Here is a 17,334-nt window from a genome sequence, read left to right as displayed (position 1 = left end):
GACTTAAGTCAACCACCAGAGAACGGGAGCATAAAAACGTGTCTATTCAATTCAAGACGGGGGTGCTCGCCCTTGCCCTGCTCGGCTCGACCGCGCTGGGCGCCGTGACCGCCAAGGCGGCCGACCAGGAGATCAGCTGGATCTACTGCGGCGACACCATGGATGCGGTCCACCAGAAGTACATCAAGCAGTGGGAAGAGAAGAACCCGGGCTGGAAGGTAACGCCTGAAGTCGTCGGCTGGGCCCAGTGCCAGGACAAGGCAACGACCCTTGCCGCCGCCGGCACACCGGTCGCCATGGCCTATGTCGGGTCGCGCACGCTGAAGGAATTTGCACAGAACGACCTTATCGTTCCCGTGCCGATGACGGACGACGAAAAGAAGACCTACTACCCCAACATCGTCGATACCGTGACCTTCGACGACAACCAGTGGGGCGTTCCGATCGCCTTCTCGACCAAGGCGCTCTACTGGAACAAGGACCTGTTCAAGCAGGCCGGCCTCGATCCGGAAACGCCGCCGAAGACCTGGGCTGAAGAGATCGAATTCGCCAAGACGATCAAGGAAAAGACCGGCATTGCCGGTTACGGCCTGCCGGCCAAGACCTTCGACAACACCATGCACCAGTTCATGCACTGGGTGTACACCAACAACGGCAAGGTCATCGACGGCGACAAGATCGTCATCGACAGCCCGCAGGTGCTCGCAGCGCTGCAGGCCTACAAGGACATCACGCCTTTCTCTGTTGAAGGCGCCACCGCCTACGAACAGAACGAAATCCGCGCCATCTTCCTTGACGGCAAGGTCGGCATGATCCAGGCGGGCTCGGGTGCCGCAACGCGCCTGAAGGAAACCAAGGTCAACTGGGGCGTAGCACCGCTGCCGCTCGGCCCGGAAGCAAAGGGCGAGGGCACCTTGCTCATCACCGACAGCCTGGCGATCTTCAAGGGCTCGGGCGTTGAGGAGAAGGCGATCGAATTCGCCAAGTTCATCACCTCGCCAGGACCGCAGGGCGAATACGAGCTTCAGGGCGGCGCTGGCCTGACGCCGCTGCGTCCGTCGCCGATGGTCGATGAGTTCGTCAAGAAGGATCCCTATTGGAAGCCGTTCATCGACGGCATCACCTATGGTGGTCCCGAGCCGCTCTTTACCGACTACAAGGGCTTCCAGAACGTCATCATCGAGATGGTTCAGTCGGTCGTGACCGGAAAGGCTGAGCCGGCCGACGCCTTGAAGAAGGCGGCTTCCAGCCTCGAAGAGTACAAGTAAGGCCACCGGGGCCGCGCGCCGACAAGATCGGTTCGCGGCCCCACCTAACTCTGCTATAAATGAGCCGCTTCTCGCCGGTGGCCGGAGACAGTTTCTTGGGACAGCTCAATCTCAATCGGGTTCAGAAATTCTACGGGACGTTCGAGGTGCTGAAAAGCATCGATCTCGAAGTCAGGAACGGTGAGTTCGTCGTTTTCGTCGGGCCCTCCGGTTGCGGCAAATCGACCTTGCTCAGGATGATCGCTGGTCTCGACGAGACCAGCTCGGGGGACATCCTGATCGAGAACAAGCGCGTCAACGATCTGCCGCCGGTCAAGCGCGGGATCGCCATGGTCTTCCAGTCCTACGCGCTCTATCCGCACATGTCGGTCTTCGAGAACATCGCCTTTCCGCTTCGCGTGGAAAAGATGGCCGAGGAGAAATTGAAAGCCAAGGTGGAGCATGCCGCGCGCATCCTGCACCTGGACCAGCGGCTGCAGCAGAAGCCGGGCATGCTTTCGGGCGGCCAGCGCCAACGTGTCGCGATCGGGCGGGCGATCGTGCGCGAGCCGAAGATCTTCCTCTTTGACGAGCCGCTCTCAAACCTCGATGCGGCCCTTCGGGCCGACATGCGCATCGAACTGGCGAAACTGCACCGGCAACTGAAAGCAACGATGATCTACGTCACGCACGACCAGGTCGAGGCGATGACGATGGCGGACCGGATCGTCGTTCTCAATGCCGGTGAGATTGCCCAGACGGGCGCGCCGCTGGAGCTCTACCACAAGCCTGCCAACACCTTCGTTGCCGGCTTCATCGGCAACCCGAAGATGAACTTCCTGCCGGTCACCTGCAAGGGCGTCAGCGATGCCGGCGTCGAGGTCGACTACAAGGGGCAGACGGCGGTCATCCCCGTCACCCCGCAAAGCGGCCTTGCCGGGCGCACGCTGACGCTTGGCGTGCGGCCGGAGCACATCATGCTCGGGTCCGGCGACCTGACCCTCAAGGTGACGCCAACGGTCATCGAACGGCTCGGCGCCCATACGGTTGCCTATGCGGCTATCGGTGGTGAGGGCGAGAACTTCTGTGCCATGCTGCCGGGAACAGCAGCTGTGCGACCGGAGGAGACCATCCAGACAGGTATCAAGGCAGCCGATTGCCACCTGTTCGACGAGGCTGGCCTCGCGCTCGAACGTCGCGTCGAGTTGACCGACATCGATATGGGCGTGCTCGACCCCGCGGCTGCCTGACGTCGTCGAAGGCAGGATCATGGTCTCGGCCAATCAGGGCGCGGCCAGTGCTTGGCCGTTGTGGCTGGATATCCGGCAGCTCTACCTGTAAGGATTGCCCGTCGCCGACGCCCTCTATTCAAAGGCGATCAAGCGCACTTGGATAGAGCATCATGACGCTTGGCCGTTATACGGAACTTCCCCATCTGGCCGACGCCAATGCCGGGATCGAAGCCGTCTGGGCGTCTGTCAGTCGCAACGAGGGCAGCTACCGGGTCCTGCCGGATGGGCGATGCGACATCATCCTCCGATTTACGCTGAACGCCCTGCCCCTCTGCGAGCTGACGCCGATCGTGACCGGTCCAACCACGGGCTATTACGATGTTCCGCTGGAACCCGGCGCCGCCTTCGTCGGCGTGCGCCTGCGGCCTGGCCATTTCCAGAGAATTCTGGGCCTGGAGCCGATCCGGTTGCACGGTGACGCCCTGATCGGCGCAGCGGCTCTGGGTCAATGGCCCGACATGGCCGCCCTTTGCGTGCCGGCATCGGACCAGCAGGAGCTTGCCGGCCGCCTGGTGCGGTTTGTCCGCAAGCGTGATGCCGAGAGCGACTTTGAGGTGGCGCCGCTCGGCCGCAACATCATAAGCGCGCTGCACGCCTCCGGCGGGCGGCTGCGCATCGCCGAGCTTGCCGCGATGCACGGTGTCTCCGAGCGCACCGCCAGGCGCATTCTCCTTCGCGCAACTGGGCTCACGCCGAAGGCGTTTGCCGCCATCATCCAGTTTCATCGTGCATTGCGGCTGTTGCGGGATCACTATCTCAGTCCTGCGGATGCCGCGTTCGAAGCCGGTTTCGCCGACCAATCCCACATGACCCGCGTCTTCCGGCGCCTGGGCGGGTTCTCGCCGGCGCGCTTGCCCGAAGTCACACTGGTGACGATCTCGGACTGATGTCCGAATTGTTCAAGATCAGAGCCTGGCAATGAATGATGATCGCCCGCAACCCTTCGCGCTGCTTCGGGTAGCGCGCTTAGCGCGTTGCCGACTTCGGCGGCGAGTAACCCTTGGAGACGAACCATGGCCGTCCGTTTCGGATACACAATCCTCTATGTTCCCGATGTGCCGGCAACGGTCTCGTTTTATGAGGCTGCCTTTGGTCTGAAGCGCAGGTTCGTACACGAAAGCAGCCTCTATGCGGAGATGGAGACGGGTGTGACGGCTCTGGCCTTTGCCAGCGAAACCATGGCGGAGCTGAATGGTCTTGCTGTTCGCGCGAACCGCAGGAGCGATCTTGCCGCCGCGTTCGAAATCGCGCTGGTCTGCTCTGCACCGCACGAGGCCTATGAAAAGGCTGTTTCGGCCGGAGCATCGCCGGTGAAGCCGCCGGAAGAAAAGCCGTGGGGGCAAGTGGTCGGCTATGTTCGCGATCTCAACGGCTGCCTTGTCGAACTCTGTTCCGCCACGCCCGCCTAGCCGCCCGGCCCGACCACGCAACCCACGAACGCCATGACTCAGGAGGAGCCCACCTGTGCGCCCGACCACTGCCTCGCCCTGCATCACGACCACCCAGATTGCCGCGTCGCGAGACTTCTATCAGACATATTTCGCCGCACGGCTGACGTTTGACTGCAGCTGGTACATCAGCCTGGAACTCGGCCAAGGCCTGTCCCTCCAGTTCATGGAACCGCAACAGGGGCAGCCTGTGTGCAACACCGAAGGCCTCACCTACAATTTCTGCGTCGCAGACGTCGACGGCGAGTATAACCGGATCAGGGCAGCAGGCCTTGCCCCGGCGTTGCCGATCGAGGATCACCCATGGGGAGATCGTGGCTTCGCCGTAAAGGATCCGAACGGTGTCCTGCTCTATATCTACTCAAATCGCGAACCCGCGCCGGAGTTCAAGCCGTTTGTCATCGCTTCGGGTGCGGCATGATGGATGACCGGATCCAGACCCTTCTGCGGGAGATCGAGCTTCATCGCGGCGATCAGTTCGTGATCGTCACCCGACTACGGGAAATCGCGCTTGCCTCGGGCCCTGCAGTCACCGAAGAGGTAAAGTATGGCGGCATCCTGTTTTCGTCCAAGGACAGCTTCTGCGGCGTCTTTTCCTACGCCCAACACGTGACGCTGGAGTTTAGCCGGGGCGCCGCTTTGCCCGATCCACATGCCGTCCTGGAGGGTTCAGGCAAGCTTCGCCGCCACATCAAGCTCCTGGGCCCGGCGGATATAGATGAGAAACAAGTCGCGCTATACATCAAGATGGCTCGCGAGGCTGCCGATCGCTGAAGGGTCGGTTGCGCCCGGCGACGGTGCCGCAAACCTCAGGCCGCGCCCTTCTCGGTTCCGTGCGGGTTGTCGACCTTCGGCCAGATGTTCTTCGGCGCGCGCTTGTAGTCGGTCTTGGCGGGATTGTTCGGGTAAGGCGTGCCGGCCGAACAATAGAGGATTTCGGACGCGATCTTGGAGAACGAGGCGTAGAAGTGGTTGGTCGACTTGATGACCAGGATCTTCTTGCTTGTCGGGTCGATGCCCATCACCGAAAACAGGCTTGGATCGAAGCTCTGCGCGCGGGTCGAGTTGAGGATGATGTCGATGCCTTTGAAGCGAATGTGGGCCGCATCGCCGAAGGGGGCGAAGCTCTCGCCGAAGCGCATCTCGGCGTCGCGCACCAGCTTGACCACCTTGACCGTGCCATCGACCGGATTGCCGGTTCCCGGCGCCGACTTGGCGCCGAAGCGCAAGGGGATGTCGGCGCCTTCGCCGGCCGCCATGCAGATCTGCACCGCCATCGGGTCCCAGATCGTGCCGACCGCAACGTCGGTTGCGCCGCGAGCCAGCAGTTCTTCGAGCAGAACTGTCGCGTCGCCGGCCGTACCACCGCCCGGGTTGTCCCAGACATCGGCGATGACGACGGGACCTTTGGTTGCTGCGAGTGCCTCATCGACCGCCTGCCTCTCGTCGATCTGCGGCATGATGAAGGTGCCGCGGTGGGAGAAGAGTTCCAGACCCAATTCCCGTGCGAGGCTCGCGCCTTTCTCCGGCTTGCCGTCGGTGACGGCGAGCAGCTTCGTTCCCATTTCCGGGACGTCGCCGGCCATGAAGCCGTGGATCACGGAGAGCGAAAGCACGTCTGCGTCTTCCTTCTCGATCCGCATCAGCTTGTCGACGAAGGAGCGCATCGGATCGCGAGATGTCGGGTAGACGTCGATCATCCGACAGTCGAAGATCGACATGACGGGCGTGATGCGGCCTTCGAGCGTGTCGACAGCGATCTTCCAGAGGTCCTCCGCGCGGTCGACGAAGTCGGTGTGCGGGAATTCCTTGAAGTAGACGAAGAAGTTCGATGCGGCGGCGCGGTTGGCCGTCAGGTGGCTGTGGGGATCAAGCTCGGCGCAGACGAGGATATCGGGACCGACGATCGCACGGACGCGCGTCAGCAGGTCGCCTTCGGGGTCTTCGTAGCCGTCGGCGACCATGGCGCCGTGCAGGCCGAGCACCACGGCATCGACGGGCATGGCGGCGCGCAACTGGCCGAGGATCTCGTCGCGCAGGCACTCATAGGTCTCGCGGTTGACGAGGCCAGCCGGGTCCGCCCAGGTCGCGGTTCCCTCGATCAGTTCCCAGCCCTTCTCAACGCAGACGCGCCGGCCGACGGTGATCGGCGCCGTGCAAAGCGTCGGTGTTTCCGGGTGTTCTCCCGGCGGGGCGTAGAGCGAGGCTTCGAAGGCCCGGCGGTCGATGCAGATCGGGGAGAAGGTATTGGTCTCGGTCGCAAGCGCCGCTGTGAAGATCCGCAATGCCGTTGCCTTTTCTATTGCGTCACGCCTGCAGCGCCGCTCATCCGGCCGGATGTGCTAAGGTCGCTGCGGGCTCTAAGTCTGGCGCATGATTTTTCCCGGATGCATGGCGATCCAGGAAACTACGCGGAAGCCGCGCCCATCGGGTTCGGCAGGTAGCCGGTAAAGCCGGCAATCTTCCAGCGTCCTTCGTGCAGACGGCAGTAATAGACCGTCTGCCATTTCAGGATGTCGACGCTGCCGTCCGTCTTCTTCAGGCTGCCATCGAACTTCTTGCGCGCCAACGCCTGGTCACCGTTGATCTCGATGTCCTCGAGCGTCGTCGTGGTGAAGATCGCCGTGCGCGGGTCTTCGGCGAAGCTCTGTGTCGCGAAATCCTGCGCCTGGCGCAGCCACTCTTCGCGATAGGCGGCCAGCGACGGGAAGGTCAGCCGCCAATTGTCCGGATTGGTTTCGCGGCGGCCGTCGATGCCGATGAAGCTCTCCCCGACGAAATCGTCTGCAACCATCGACCAGTCGGCTGCCAGAAAGGCAGTGATGTCGCGGGAGACCAGCATCTCCCAGATCGAGTGGCGTGCAGCATCGGAAGAGGGGAATGGATTGAGAAAAGGATCCCGCATATTCGCGCCCTGGATTGAAATTCTTTTCATGAATGGCGTTTTTCGCTAGCCAAATTCGGCTTTCTATGGTCACTTGTCAACGATCAAAGAAAATAATTTGCAAGAAGGCTCATGATGACGATCAAGCGCTATGGTGCGGAACAGGTCGGCGCTGGCGGCAAACCTTTGCCCTTCGCGCGCGCTGTCGAGGCGGACGGCTGGCTCTATGTCTCTGGTCAGGTTGCCATGGAAAACGGCGAGATCATCGAGGGCGGGATCATCCCCCAGACCCACAAGACGATCGCCAATGTGATGGCCATCCTGACGGAAGCCGGCTACGGTCCGGAGCATGTGGTTCGTTGCGGCGTCTGGCTCGACGATCCCAGGGATTTCTGGACATTCAACAAGATCTACCAGGAGTATTTCGGTGCTCATCCGCCGGCGCGGGCCTGCGTCCAGTCGTCGATGATGGTCGATTGCAAGGTCGAGATCGACTGCGTCGCCTATAAGCCGAAAGAAGGCTGATCCTGGAGCGGGAGCGGTTTTCTGCCCGCATCCCGCTCTCACTCGTGATCCGAAGCAAGGCATAAGCGGGCGATGGACATCTTCGCGACATTGCAGGAAGAAAAGGGGCGGCTCTCCCAGTCGGAAAACCGCATCGCCGATATTCTCCTGAACGATTTCGAGTTCGCGGTAAACGCCTCCATCATCGAGCTCGCGAGCAAGGCGGACGTTTCGCCGCCGACCGTCACCCGCTTCTGTCGGCGGTTGGGTTGTGACAGCTTCTCCGACTTCAAGGTGCAGCTCGCGCGGACCGCCTATATCGGCATGCGCTACCTGAAGCCCGAGCCGAAGAGCCGGGAGACCGGCGATGTCGCCCAGGACATCATCACCAAGTCGCAGAACGCGCTGTTTCTTCTGCATCGCTCGCTCGATCTCGCCGCGATCGAGCAGGCGGTCGAGCGGATTGCCTCAGCGGAAATGATCTACGCCTTTGGTTCCGGCGGCAATTCGTCGATGATCGCCGGCGAGCTTCAAAACCGGCTCTTTCGTTTCGGCCTGCGCATCACATCGAGCTCGGATCACAGCATGCAGTTGATGATGACGGCGGCGGCCCGGCCGACGGACGTGCTGATCGGCTCCTCCTTTTCCGGCCGCAACGCCGAACTCGTGCGCGCCTTCACGCTTGCGCGCGAACTGAAAGTGCCGACCATCGCGCTGACGCAGAGCGGCAGCCCGGTGGCCACCGCTGCCAGCATCACCGTTCCGGTCGATCTGCCCGAGGGCAACAATATCTACCGCCCCACCTCCACCCGCATCGCCTATCTGGCGCTGCTCGACATCCTCTCCAGTCTCGTCGCTTATCGGGTTCAGCCGCAGGCGACAGCCACACTTCGGCGCATCAAACAGCAGCTGGTGACCCACCGCGACGGTGACGACCGCCAGTTGCTCGGAGACTGACGTGCCGCGAAAGGTCAACGCATGACGCAATCTCTCGCGATCGTCACCGGCGCCGCCGGCGATATCGGCCGTGCTATCGCCCGCAAGCTTGCCGACGACCATGACGTGGTTCTGCTCGTCGACATCGATGCGGAGGCCGCCGAAAAGGCAGCGCGGGCGCTTGGCGACGGCAAGCGCTTCGTCGCAGTCGCCTGTGACGTCACCAATGCCGAAAGCGTGGCGGCGATGGCAGCGAAGGCCGCAGAGAAGGGCGCTGTCCGCACCCTCGTCAACAATGCTGGTGCTGCCCGTGCCGTCAGCCTGCACGACACGACGCCGGAGATCTGGCGCATGGACAATGCGCTGAACCTCGAGGCGGCCTTCCTCACTTTTCGCGCCGTCGAGGACATGCTGAAAGAGACCCACGGCTCGGTCGTCAACATCGCCTCGGTCAACGGCATGAACGTCTTCGGCCATCCGGCCTATAGCGCCGCCAAGGCCGGGCTCCTGCACCTGACCCGGCTGATTGCGGTCGAATACGGCAAGTTCGGCATCCGCTCGAATGCGGTGGCACCCGGCACGGTTCGCACCCAGGCCTGGGAGGCGAGGGCGGCATCGAACCCGGATGTCTTCGAAGAGGCGCGCCGCTGGTATCCGCTGCAGCGCATCGTCAATCCGGATGACGTCGCCAATGCCGTGCATTTTCTCGCAGGCCCGCTCGCGGCCGCCATTTCGGGCGTCTGCCTGCCTGTCGATTGCGGCCTGACCGCCGGACAGGCTGAGTTGGCCCGCACGTTCTCGCAATCAAACCACTACTGACATAGAGCATTCTGGAGGAAGAGCATGCACCCGGTTTCCTACCGTCTCGAGGCGTCCTGGCAGCCGGATGGCGGGCCGTTCGGGCGGTTTACCTTCACGCTGTTCAATTTCTCCGGCGCGCCACTTTCCGGCTTCAGGATCGTCTACACCTCGCTCACCCGGGTGATCGATCCCAAGGCCTGCGACAATGCCGTGTTCCTGCGCCGTAACGCCAATTTTCACGAATTCGCGCCGCCTGCGGGGCTGACGATCGAAAACGGCGGGAGCTGGACCTTCACCGTCAGCGGCCTGCACCGCAACGCGCGCCACTGCACCGACGGTGCCAAGTCCGCCTATCTGACGCTTGCCGATGGTGGTCACGTGCCGGTCGCTGTCTCCGATCTGTTGCTTGAAAATGCCGTCAGTGAACCGCCGCCGGTGCGGCTACCGGACGGCAAGCTCGATCAGCCCTATGCGTTGCAGCCCTGGCCAGCGAAGCTTGAGCTTCGTCCTGGAGACGGTTTTCCAGTGGTGCTCTATCCGGCGGTCGGCTCGACGGGCGAGGATGTCGCTGCCATCGATACGGTTCTGGCGATGTACCATCGGCTGTTCCCTGCGGGCCACGCCCCCTTCAGCCTGGCAGCCTCGAAGCAGGGGCGGGCGATTGTCTTTACCGCCGACGCTGGTCTTAAGGCTGAGGCCTATCGGCTCGACCTCTCTGAGACCGAAATCCGGCTTAGCTTTGGCGGCAGCGCCGGCCGGCAATATGGTTTGACCAGTCTGGCCCAGCTTCTGGATGGGGCACGCAACCATCCGGAAAAGTTCCGCTTTCCGGCGAGCGGCAAAATTTCGGATGCGCCGCGTTACAGCTGGCGCGGTTGCCATCTCGACGTCTCCCGCCAGTTCTACCCGACGGCGGATGTGGCGCGGCTGATTGACATTCTCGCCTGGTTCAAGCTCAACGTTTTCCACTGGCACCTGACCGACGACGAGGCCTGGCGCCTGGAGATCAAGGCCTACCCGCAGCTGACGACGCTTGGCGTCCTGCGCGGGCCGGATGAGCCGCTTCTGCCGCAGCTTGGTAATGGCGCTGAGCCTGTCGGCGGCTTCTACAGCCAAGCGGACGTGAGGGCGATCGTCGCGCAGGCGACGGCGCTGCATGTCGATGTCGTGCCGGAGATCGATATCCCTGGCCATAGCACGGCGACCTTGGTGGCGCTGCCGGATCTGACAGACGGTCAGGAGGCCCCGGAGAGCTACCATTCGGTTCAGGGCTATCCCAATAACGCGCTCAACCCGGCCGTTGCCTTTACCTACGAGTTTCTGGAGAAGGTCCTCGACGAAATGGTCGAGCTTTTCCCGAGCGCCTACATCCATATCGGCGGCGACGAAGTGGCGAACGGTTCTTGGCTCGCTTCGCCGCTGGCCAAGAAGCTGATGGAGCAGGAGGGCATCTCCGGCACCTTCGCGCTGCAGTCCTATTTCCTGAAGCGGGTGAAGCAGATGTTGACGGCGCGTGGCCGCAAGCTCGCCGGCTGGAACGAAGTGGCGCATGGCGGCGGTGTCTCGACCGAAGATACGCTGCTGATGGCCTGGGAGCGGCCGGAGGTCGGCATCGAGCTCGCCCGCGAAGGCTATGACGTGGTGATGACCCCCGGCCAGGCCTATTACCTCGACATGGCGCAGGCCGATGCCTGGCAGGAGCCAGGTGCAAGCTGGGCCGGCACGGCGACACCCGCCCACACCTACGGCTACGAGGCCGAGGGCGAATTCCCGGACGAGCTGAAGGCCCGCCTCAGAGGCGTGCAGGCGTGCATCTGGTCCGAGCATTATCTTTCGCGCGGCTACTTCAACCGGCTCGTCTTCCCGCGGCTTCCGGCGATCGCCGAGGCGGCATGGACACCGAAGTCGGCGAAGGACTGGCTGCGCTTTGCGGCCATCGCGCCGCTCAGCCCGAACCTCTGAGAGGAACGCTCATGCGCATCGCCGTTGGTGGCATCCATACCGAATGCAGCACCTATTCGCCTGTTCTGATGACAGAGGAAGATTTTCGCGTTCTGCGCGGCCAAACGCTGCTGGACGCCGAGTACTTCAGTTTCATGAAGGCCGAGGGTGTCGAGCATCTGCCGCTTTTGCATGCCCGCGCCGTGCCCGGCGGCCCCGTGTCGCGCCCAACCTACGACGCCTTCAAGGCCGAGTTCCTCGAAATGCTGCGTGACGCGCTGCCGATCGACGGGCTTTATCTCGCCATGCATGGCGCCATCAAGGTCGACGGGATGGACGACGCCGAAGGCGACTGGATCTCCGCCGCCCGCGCTGTCGTCGGTCCCAATTGCCCGGTGGCGGCGAGCTACGACCTGCATGGCAATGTCAGCCAGGAGATCATCGACCAGCTCGATATTTTTGCCGCCTACCGCACCGCGCCGCATATCGATACGCCGGAGACCATGACCCGTGCCTGGTCGATGCTGGTATCTGCGCTGAGAGACGGGACGCGCCCGGGCATCGCCTGGGCACCGGTCCCGGTCCTGCTTCCCGGCGAATGCACCTCGACCGAGGACGAGCCGGCAAAGTCGCTCTACGTGCAACTGCCCGAGATCGATAAGCGGCCGGGCGTTCTCGATGCCAACCTGATGGTGGGCTACGTCTGGGCCGACGAGCCGCGGGCGACCGCCTGTGCGGTCGTAACGGCCACCGACAGGGCGGCGGCCAAACGGGCAGCGGAAGAGATTGCCGCGGGCTACTGGTCGGAACGTCGAAACTTCCGCTTCGGTCCGGTCACCGGACCGCTCAACGAAATGCTGGATATCGCCGAGCGGGCGACGACGACGCCGATCATTCTTGCGGACTCCGGCGACAACCCGACCGGCGGCGGCGTTGGTGATCGCGCAGACGTGCTGAAGGCGCTGCTCGCCCGCGGCTGGCGGGGCGCGTTGATCGCCGGCATCACGGACCTGCCGGCGGTCGAAGCCTGCTTTGCCGCTGGGGTCGGCGAAACGTTGATGCTCAAGATCGGCGGCAGCCTCGATCCGGCAAGCCCCCGTGCGGAGATGCTGGCCGAGGTCGTCACGCTGGATGATCCCGGGCCTGCGAAAGAGCGGCAGGCGGTGGTGCGGGTCGGCGCGATCGATGTCGTTATCGCGGCACGGCGCAGGCCCTACCACAACATCGAGGACTTCCGGCGGCTGGGCCTCGACCCTGAGGCGGTGCGGCTGCTCGTCGTCAAATCGGGCTACCTGTCGCCCGAACTGGCGCCGATCGCCAACCCCAACCTGATGGCCCTGACTGAAGGGGTCGTCAATCAGGACATCCAAGGGCTCGCGAGCCTCCGCCGTCAGCGGCCGGCCTACCCCTTCGATCAGGACTTTTCCTTTGAACCCGTCGCCCGCTTTTCGGCGCGTTGGTCGAGCGGCGCCTGAGACATGCTTCGCACATTTCCTACCCGAGTTTCGGGTAGGGGCTTCCCTCAAAGCACCGCGCGTCGTTCGACGCGCATGGGCGCTGAAACGCCTTAGCCTTCCGCATAACACCGTCCTTAAATCGATCACAATTTAAGCGATTGTGCGATATCCTCCACCCGCTTCGCGGACACATTCTAGCATGACCTCCACCATTCTCAGCGCCATGCGCAACCCGGCCATGCGGATCAGCATGCTGGCAATCTTCCTGTTCGGGTTTGCCGGTGCGGCCACCTCGCCCTACCAGTCCGTCGTCGGCATCAACGAGCTGGGGCTCAGCGATGCCGTCTATTCGCTGCTGATCCTGCTTGCCTCGACGGTGAACGTCATCGTCAGTGTTTCGATCGGCATTCTGGCCGATCGCGTCGGCAACTACCGGCTGCTGATGTCGACGGCGATCTTTTTCGGCGTTGTCGGCTACGGCATCGTCTATGTGCTCCCGCATCAGATGAGCTTCGTCGTTAGCGTCTTGTTGCTGTTGCCGATCTACGGCGCGGTCTACACGCTGCTCTTTGCCAATGTGCGCAGCATCGCCCGGCGGATGAGCGGCCATGACGCCGCCTCGCTCACGACGGGCGCCCGCGCGGCCATATCAGTGTCCTGGGTTCTGGTGCCAGGACTGGTCGGCTTTGCACTCGCCGGCGGCGACAGCATGCTGCCGGCCTATCTGCTCGCCTGTCTCGGCTGCCTCGCCAATCTGCTGATCGTCTATTTTAAACTGCCCAACGAAAGCGGGGCCGACGCATCGCTCGGCAAGCGGCTTTCTTACTGGACGTCTTTTCGGGAGATCCTGGCGCCAGGGATTTTCCTGCGCGTCATCGCCGTTGCGATCATCACCTCGTCGCTGCACGTCAACGCCGCCGTGCTGCCCCTGATCATGACTGACGAGATCGGCGGCAGCGTCACCGATATCGGCATCATCGTTGGGATCGTCGCTTTCCTCGAAGTCGTGTTCATCTTCGTCTGGGCGCGCATCCAGCTGAGCCTTGTTCCATTCAAGGCGCTGGCGCTCGGAACCGCGATCTACATCGGCTACATGGTGCTGCTCGGCTTCTCGACGGCGACCTGGCAGATCTACGCGCTCACCTTGATCAGTGCCTTTGGTGCCGCCGCGTTGATCACGATCCCGATCAGCTACCTCCAGGACCTGATTGCCGACCGCCCGGGCCTCGGAAGCTCATTGCTCGCCGTGAACCTCTTCCTGAGCGGCGGCCTTTGCGCCGGGCTTTTTGCGCTCGGCACGCGGATCAGCGACTATTCGGGCACGGCGCTGCTTGGCGGCGCCGCAGGCCTTGCCGGGCTGGTGCTGCTGCTCGCGCTCGACGGCGATAAAACAGGGAAGAAAACATTCCGCCGCTCGTGAATTAGTCCCAGGGCTCATCGACAAAACTGCAGGTGAACTTTGTCTGGTTGTCCTGGAGACATCTCTTCTTTTGATCGGCGAGGATCATGATCCTCGCGAAGAAGCGCGAAAAGTCGGCCTTGCTGGAGGTAAACGTGGCTATCCCCAAAGCGTGCGCCTGGGCCTGCGCCACGCAGGTCGCCAATTCCTGATCGGGGACATCGCTGTTTGCAACGATGACAGCGCGGTCAAATCGCCCTTCCGCGGAATAGTTCACGGCGGAAGCGCAATTTGGTACGCCAGTTGCTGCAGTATCGTTCAGCAGCCGCTCGTAGTAGGGGTCGAAGCCGAAATCTTCAATTTTGCTGACGTCGACCCGGCCATTCTTGACGACATCCTTTCTGAAGATCACGCCGATGGTGTTTCTTCCGAGGCCCGGTTGGGCCTTGGTCTCAATTCCGGCGGCCATGGCGATCATTTGAATTGTCGAGAAGACCACGTCCCTCTTCTTGGTCTCCCCTTGGCTCATTCCGACGCCAATAAATTCCGGGAAGGCGGTAAAGTGCCGTTCTCCGTTGCGAACAGGGCCGAAGAAACTCACGTTTTGAGCGACCGCAGACGAGGCAACAAAGACGCTCGCAAGAAGCCCGGTGGCAAACATAAGATGTCTAATGGTTCTTCTCCCGTACCCGCCCCAGCGCATGAAGCCTTCTCATAAAAAACCAGCGCTCGCGTGAGCGAACAGAGATGTTCTGCAACGCGTCGCCAGCAATGCGATGGCATCTCGATTTTTCTAGCATTGCTATCAACAGCTGCAAGGCGCCGGAGCGAGGAAGACGCAGTCCTGACGCTAGTCTCATCAAAAAGTGATTGGGGCGCCTTTCGGCGCCCCAATCAGTATGTCCGTGAGTATGTCGGTCGAGAGCGGATCAGTTGCCGAGAATGCCCGGCAGGCGCAGGCCCTTTTCCTTGGCGCAATCGAGCGCAATGTCGTAGCCCGCATCGGCATGGCGCATGACGCCGGTTGCCGGGTCGTTCCAGAGCACGCGTTCGAGGCGCTTGGCCGCATCGTCGGTACCATCGGCGCAGATGACGACGCCCGAATGCTGCGAGAAGCCCATGCCGACGCCGCCGCCGTGGTGCAGCGACACCCAGGTGGCGCCCGATGCGGTGTTGAGCAGGGCGTTGAGCAGCGGCCAGTCCGAAACAGCGTCCGAGCCGTCCTTCATCGCTTCGGTCTCGCGGTTCGGCGAGGCGACCGAGCCGGAATCGAGGTGGTCGCGGCCGATGACGACCGGCGCCTTCAGTTCGCCGTTCTTGACCATTTCGTTGAAGGCGAGGCCGAGGCGGTGGCGATCGCCGAGGCCGACCCAGCAGATGCGCGCCGGCAGGCCCTGGAAGGCGATGCGCTCACGTGCCATGTCCAGCCAGTTGTGCAGGTGCTTGTTGTCGGGAAGCAGTTCCTTGACCTTGGCGTCGGTCTTATAGATGTCTTCGGGATCGCCGGACAGGGCCGCCCAGCGGAACGGGCCGACGCCGCGGCAAAAGAGCGGGCGGATATAGGCCGGAACGAAGCCCGGGAAGGCAAAGGCGTTTTCGAGGCCTTCTTCCTTGGCCATCTGGCGGATGTTGTTGCCGTAGTCGAAGGTCGGGATGCCCATGTCCTGAAAGGCGATCATCGCTTCGACGTGGTCGCGCATCGAGGCGCGCGCGGCCTTTTCGACGGCCTTCGGATCGCTGACGCGCTTCTCCTTCCACTGGCCCATGGTCCAGCCCTTCGGCAGGTAACCGTTGACCGGGTCGTGCGCCGAGGTCTGGTCGGTGACCATGTCGGGACGGATGCCGCGGCGGACCATCTCCGGCAGGATTTCGGCGGTGTTGCCGAGCAGGCCGACGGACTTGGCTTCGCCGTTCTTCGTCCAGCGGGCGATCATCTCCATCGCTTCGTCCAGCGTCTCGGCCTTTTCGTCGAGGTAGCGGGTGCGCAGGCGGAAATCGATCGAGTCCGGGTTGCATTCGACGGCCAGGCACGAAGCGCCTGCCATGACGGCGGCGAGCGGCTGGGCGCCACCCATGCCGCCGAGGCCGCCGGTCAGCACCCACTTGCCCTTAAGGTTGTCGCCATAGTGCTGACGGCCGGCTTCAACGAAGGTTTCGTAAGTGCCCTGAACGATGCCTTGCGTGCCGATATAGATCCACGAGCCGGCCGTCATCTGGCCGTACATGGCGAGACCCTTCTTATCCAGCTCGTTGAAGTGATCCCAGGTCGCCCAGTGCGGCACGAGGTTGGAGTTGGCGATGAGAACGCGGGGCGCATCCTTGTGGGTGCGGAACACGCCGACCGGCTTGCCCGACTGCACCATCAAGGTTTCGTCGTCGTTGAGGTCCTTTAGCGTCTCTACGATCTTGTCGAAATCGGCCCACGTGCGGGCGGCACGACCGATGCCGCCGTAGACGACCAGCTCGTGCGGGTTTTCCGCGACGTTCGGGTCCAGATTGTTCATCAGCATGCGAAGCGGCGCTTCGGTCAGCCAGCTCTTGGCATTGAGCGTGGTGCCCTGAGGGGCGCGCACGTCGCGAATATTGTGGCGCGGATTGTTGATGGTCATGCCTCGCTCCCTGTCAGTGTCTTGAGGTCAAATGCGATGGTTTCGATGCGGTTCAGGATCGCACCCAGCGGCTTTCGCAACAGGGCGGATCGTGTGGCGTCGAGCGCGAAAGGCGGCTCTTCAGCGGCGAGATGGGTCGATTGCGCGAGCTCCATCTGGATGGCATGCACGCCGGTTTCCGGGCGGCCATAGTGGCGGGTGGTCCAGCCGCCCTTGAAGCGGCCGTTGAGAATGCTGCTGTAACCTTCCGCAGCGGCAGCGATTGCGGCCGTCGCCTTCTCGATGTCAGGCGCGCAGGTCTTGCCCATGTCGGTGCCGATGTTGAGATCCGGCAGCTTGCCTTCGAACAGGAACGGAATGCGCGAGCGGATCGAGTGGCAGTCATAAAGCACGACCACGCCATGGATCGCCTTGACCCGCTCGATCTCGGCGGCAAGGGCCGCGTGATAGGGCGCATGGAATGACCGGAGCCGTTCGGCGATATCCGCTTCAGTCGGTGCCTCTCCGTCCTTCCAGATCGGCTTGCCGTCGAAGTCCGTTTCCGGGATCAATCCGGTCGTGTTCTGGCCGGGATAGAGGCTGACGCCCTCGGGATCGCGGTTGGCGTCGATCACGTAGCGGTGGAAGGTGGCGCGAACGACGGTCACCTCCGGCAGCAGGCCATCATAAAGTTGATGGATATGCCAGTCGGTATCGGCGAGGATCCGACCGTTATCGTTCAGCCGATCCCAGATCGCAGCCGGCACGTCGGTGCCGGTATGCGGAAAGCCGAGAATGACCGGCGAGTTGCCTTGTCTGACTTCGACGACCGCCATT

At 62.7% G+C, this 17,334-nt stretch carries 17 protein-coding genes; 12 read left to right on the top strand and 5 right to left on the bottom strand.

The features are described from left to right. Positions 1-38 precede the first annotated feature (38 nt). The 6 genes from IB263_RS26110 to IB263_RS26085 all read left to right on the top strand — a co-directional run bounded on the left by IB263_RS26110 (position 39) and on the right by IB263_RS26085 (position 4,761). The gene (locus tag IB263_RS26110; RefSeq protein ID WP_034799533.1) at positions 39-1,268 is read left to right on the top strand and encodes an ABC transporter substrate-binding protein; all 1,230 of its coding nucleotides are present in this window, start codon (positions 39-41) and stop codon (positions 1,266-1,268) included. A gap of 95 nt (positions 1,269-1,363) precedes the next feature. Beyond that, positions 1,364-2,497, top strand: a complete 1,134-nt coding sequence (locus IB263_RS26105) for an ABC transporter ATP-binding protein (RefSeq protein ID WP_060586206.1) — start codon at positions 1,364-1,366, stop codon at positions 2,495-2,497. Positions 2,498-2,649: 152 nt separating this feature from the next. Beyond that, the gene (locus IB263_RS26100; RefSeq protein WP_060586208.1) at positions 2,650-3,426 is read left to right on the top strand and encodes a helix-turn-helix transcriptional regulator; all 777 of its coding nucleotides are present in this window, start codon (positions 2,650-2,652) and stop codon (positions 3,424-3,426) included. A gap of 126 nt (positions 3,427-3,552) precedes the next feature. Beyond that, the gene (locus IB263_RS26095) at positions 3,553-3,948 is read left to right on the top strand and encodes a VOC family protein (protein ID WP_060601431.1); all 396 of its coding nucleotides are present in this window, start codon (positions 3,553-3,555) and stop codon (positions 3,946-3,948) included. Positions 3,949-4,003: 55 nt separating this feature from the next. Next, positions 4,004-4,408: a VOC family protein gene (locus IB263_RS34770; RefSeq protein ID WP_034799545.1), complete on the top strand. Its 405-nt coding sequence runs from the start codon at positions 4,004-4,006 to the stop codon at positions 4,406-4,408. Continuing rightward, positions 4,405-4,761: a DUF1801 domain-containing protein gene (locus IB263_RS26085; RefSeq protein WP_034799548.1), complete on the top strand. Its 357-nt coding sequence runs from the start codon at positions 4,405-4,407 to the stop codon at positions 4,759-4,761. The genes IB263_RS34770 and IB263_RS26085 overlap by 4 nt, the downstream gene beginning before the upstream one ends. Before the next feature lie 35 nt (positions 4,762-4,796). On the opposite strand, the gene IB263_RS26080 is transcribed toward IB263_RS26085, so the two are convergent. Next, the gene (locus tag IB263_RS26080; protein WP_060586211.1) at positions 4,797-6,272 is read right to left on the bottom strand and encodes a M81 family metallopeptidase; all 1,476 of its coding nucleotides are present in this window, start codon (positions 6,270-6,272) and stop codon (positions 4,797-4,799) included. 122 nt (positions 6,273-6,394) lie between these two features. Continuing rightward, on the bottom strand, positions 6,395-6,892 hold the full coding sequence (locus IB263_RS26075) for a hypothetical protein (protein ID WP_034799555.1): 498 nt from the start codon (positions 6,890-6,892) through the stop codon (positions 6,395-6,397). A 114-nt stretch (positions 6,893-7,006) separates the two neighbouring features. Between IB263_RS26075 and IB263_RS26070 the strand changes: the two genes are divergently transcribed. From IB263_RS26070 to IB263_RS26045, 6 genes are all read left to right on the top strand, one after another. After that, positions 7,007-7,396, top strand: a complete 390-nt coding sequence (locus IB263_RS26070; protein WP_034799761.1) for a RidA family protein — start codon at positions 7,007-7,009, stop codon at positions 7,394-7,396. 72 nt (positions 7,397-7,468) lie between these two features. Continuing rightward, positions 7,469-8,332: a MurR/RpiR family transcriptional regulator gene (locus IB263_RS26065; protein WP_034799558.1), complete on the top strand. Its 864-nt coding sequence runs from the start codon at positions 7,469-7,471 to the stop codon at positions 8,330-8,332. A 21-nt stretch (positions 8,333-8,353) separates the two neighbouring features. Beyond that, the gene (locus IB263_RS26060; protein WP_034799561.1) at positions 8,354-9,130 is read left to right on the top strand and encodes an SDR family oxidoreductase; all 777 of its coding nucleotides are present in this window, start codon (positions 8,354-8,356) and stop codon (positions 9,128-9,130) included. Positions 9,131-9,154: 24 nt separating this feature from the next. Beyond that, entirely contained in the window at positions 9,155-11,074 is a 1,920-nt protein-coding gene (locus IB263_RS26055; protein ID WP_034799563.1) for a beta-N-acetylhexosaminidase, read from the top strand. Positions 11,075-11,085: 11 nt separating this feature from the next. Beyond that, positions 11,086-12,528, top strand: a complete 1,443-nt coding sequence (locus IB263_RS26050; protein WP_034799565.1) for a M81 family metallopeptidase — start codon at positions 11,086-11,088, stop codon at positions 12,526-12,528. 181 nt (positions 12,529-12,709) lie between these two features. Continuing rightward, positions 12,710-13,930, top strand: coding sequence for an MFS transporter (locus tag IB263_RS26045; protein ID WP_060530310.1), 1,221 nt, complete (start codon positions 12,710-12,712; stop codon positions 13,928-13,930). 1 nt (position 13,931) lies between these two features. Here the strand turns inward: IB263_RS26045 and IB263_RS26040 are convergent, their stop codons facing one another. From IB263_RS26040 to hutG, 3 genes are all read right to left on the bottom strand, one after another. Beyond that, positions 13,932-14,570 carry a hypothetical protein gene (locus IB263_RS26040; RefSeq protein WP_034799569.1) on the bottom strand — a complete coding sequence of 213 codons (639 nt, stop codon included), beginning with the start codon at positions 14,568-14,570 and terminating at the stop codon, positions 13,932-13,934. A 268-nt stretch (positions 14,571-14,838) separates the two neighbouring features. Beyond that, on the bottom strand, positions 14,839-16,512 hold the full coding sequence (hutU, locus tag IB263_RS26035) for a urocanate hydratase (protein WP_034799763.1): 1,674 nt from the start codon (positions 16,510-16,512) through the stop codon (positions 14,839-14,841). A gap of 2 nt (positions 16,513-16,514) precedes the next feature. Continuing rightward, positions 16,515-17,333 (bottom strand): N-formylglutamate deformylase, encoded by an 819-nt coding sequence (hutG, locus tag IB263_RS26030; RefSeq protein WP_034799571.1) that lies wholly within the window; start codon positions 17,331-17,333, stop codon positions 16,515-16,517. Position 17,334: the final 1 nt, after the last annotated feature.

Origin of the sequence: Ensifer sp. ENS03 (assembly GCF_014852035.1) — a bacterium.
GTDB classification, from domain to species: domain Bacteria; phylum Pseudomonadota; class Alphaproteobacteria; order Rhizobiales; family Rhizobiaceae; genus Ensifer; species Ensifer adhaerens.
The sequence above is the reverse complement of the archived record's forward strand: the minus strand, read 5'-3'. Positions and strand labels throughout refer to the sequence as shown.

Excerpts from the sequence above, each read along its gene's own strand:
- IB263_RS26100 (WP_060586208.1), top strand. The coding sequence starts at position 2,650 with ATGACGCTTGGCCGTTATACGGAACTTCCCCATCTGGCCGACGCCAAT.
- IB263_RS26095 (WP_060601431.1), top strand. The coding sequence starts at position 3,553 with ATGGCCGTCCGTTTCGGATACACAATCCTCTATGTTCCCGATGTGCCG.
- IB263_RS26085 (WP_034799548.1), top strand. The coding sequence starts at position 4,405 with ATGATGGATGACCGGATCCAGACCCTTCTGCGGGAGATCGAGCTTCAT.
- IB263_RS26075 (WP_034799555.1), bottom strand. The coding sequence starts at position 6,892 with ATGCGGGATCCTTTTCTCAATCCATTCCCCTCTTCCGATGCTGCACGC.
- IB263_RS26070 (WP_034799761.1), top strand. The coding sequence starts at position 7,007 with ATGACGATCAAGCGCTATGGTGCGGAACAGGTCGGCGCTGGCGGCAAA.
- IB263_RS26065 (WP_034799558.1), top strand. The coding sequence starts at position 7,469 with ATGGACATCTTCGCGACATTGCAGGAAGAAAAGGGGCGGCTCTCCCAG.
- IB263_RS26060 (WP_034799561.1), top strand. The coding sequence starts at position 8,354 with ATGACGCAATCTCTCGCGATCGTCACCGGCGCCGCCGGCGATATCGGC.
- IB263_RS26055 (WP_034799563.1), top strand. The coding sequence starts at position 9,155 with ATGCACCCGGTTTCCTACCGTCTCGAGGCGTCCTGGCAGCCGGATGGC.
- IB263_RS26050 (WP_034799565.1), top strand. The coding sequence starts at position 11,086 with ATGCGCATCGCCGTTGGTGGCATCCATACCGAATGCAGCACCTATTCG.
- IB263_RS26045 (WP_060530310.1), top strand. The coding sequence starts at position 12,710 with ATGACCTCCACCATTCTCAGCGCCATGCGCAACCCGGCCATGCGGATC.
- IB263_RS26040 (WP_034799569.1), bottom strand. The coding sequence starts at position 14,570 with ATGTTTGCCACCGGGCTTCTTGCGAGCGTCTTTGTTGCCTCGTCTGCG.
- hutG (WP_034799571.1), bottom strand. The coding sequence starts at position 17,333 with ATGGCGGTCGTCGAAGTCAGACAAGGCAACTCGCCGGTCATTCTCGGC.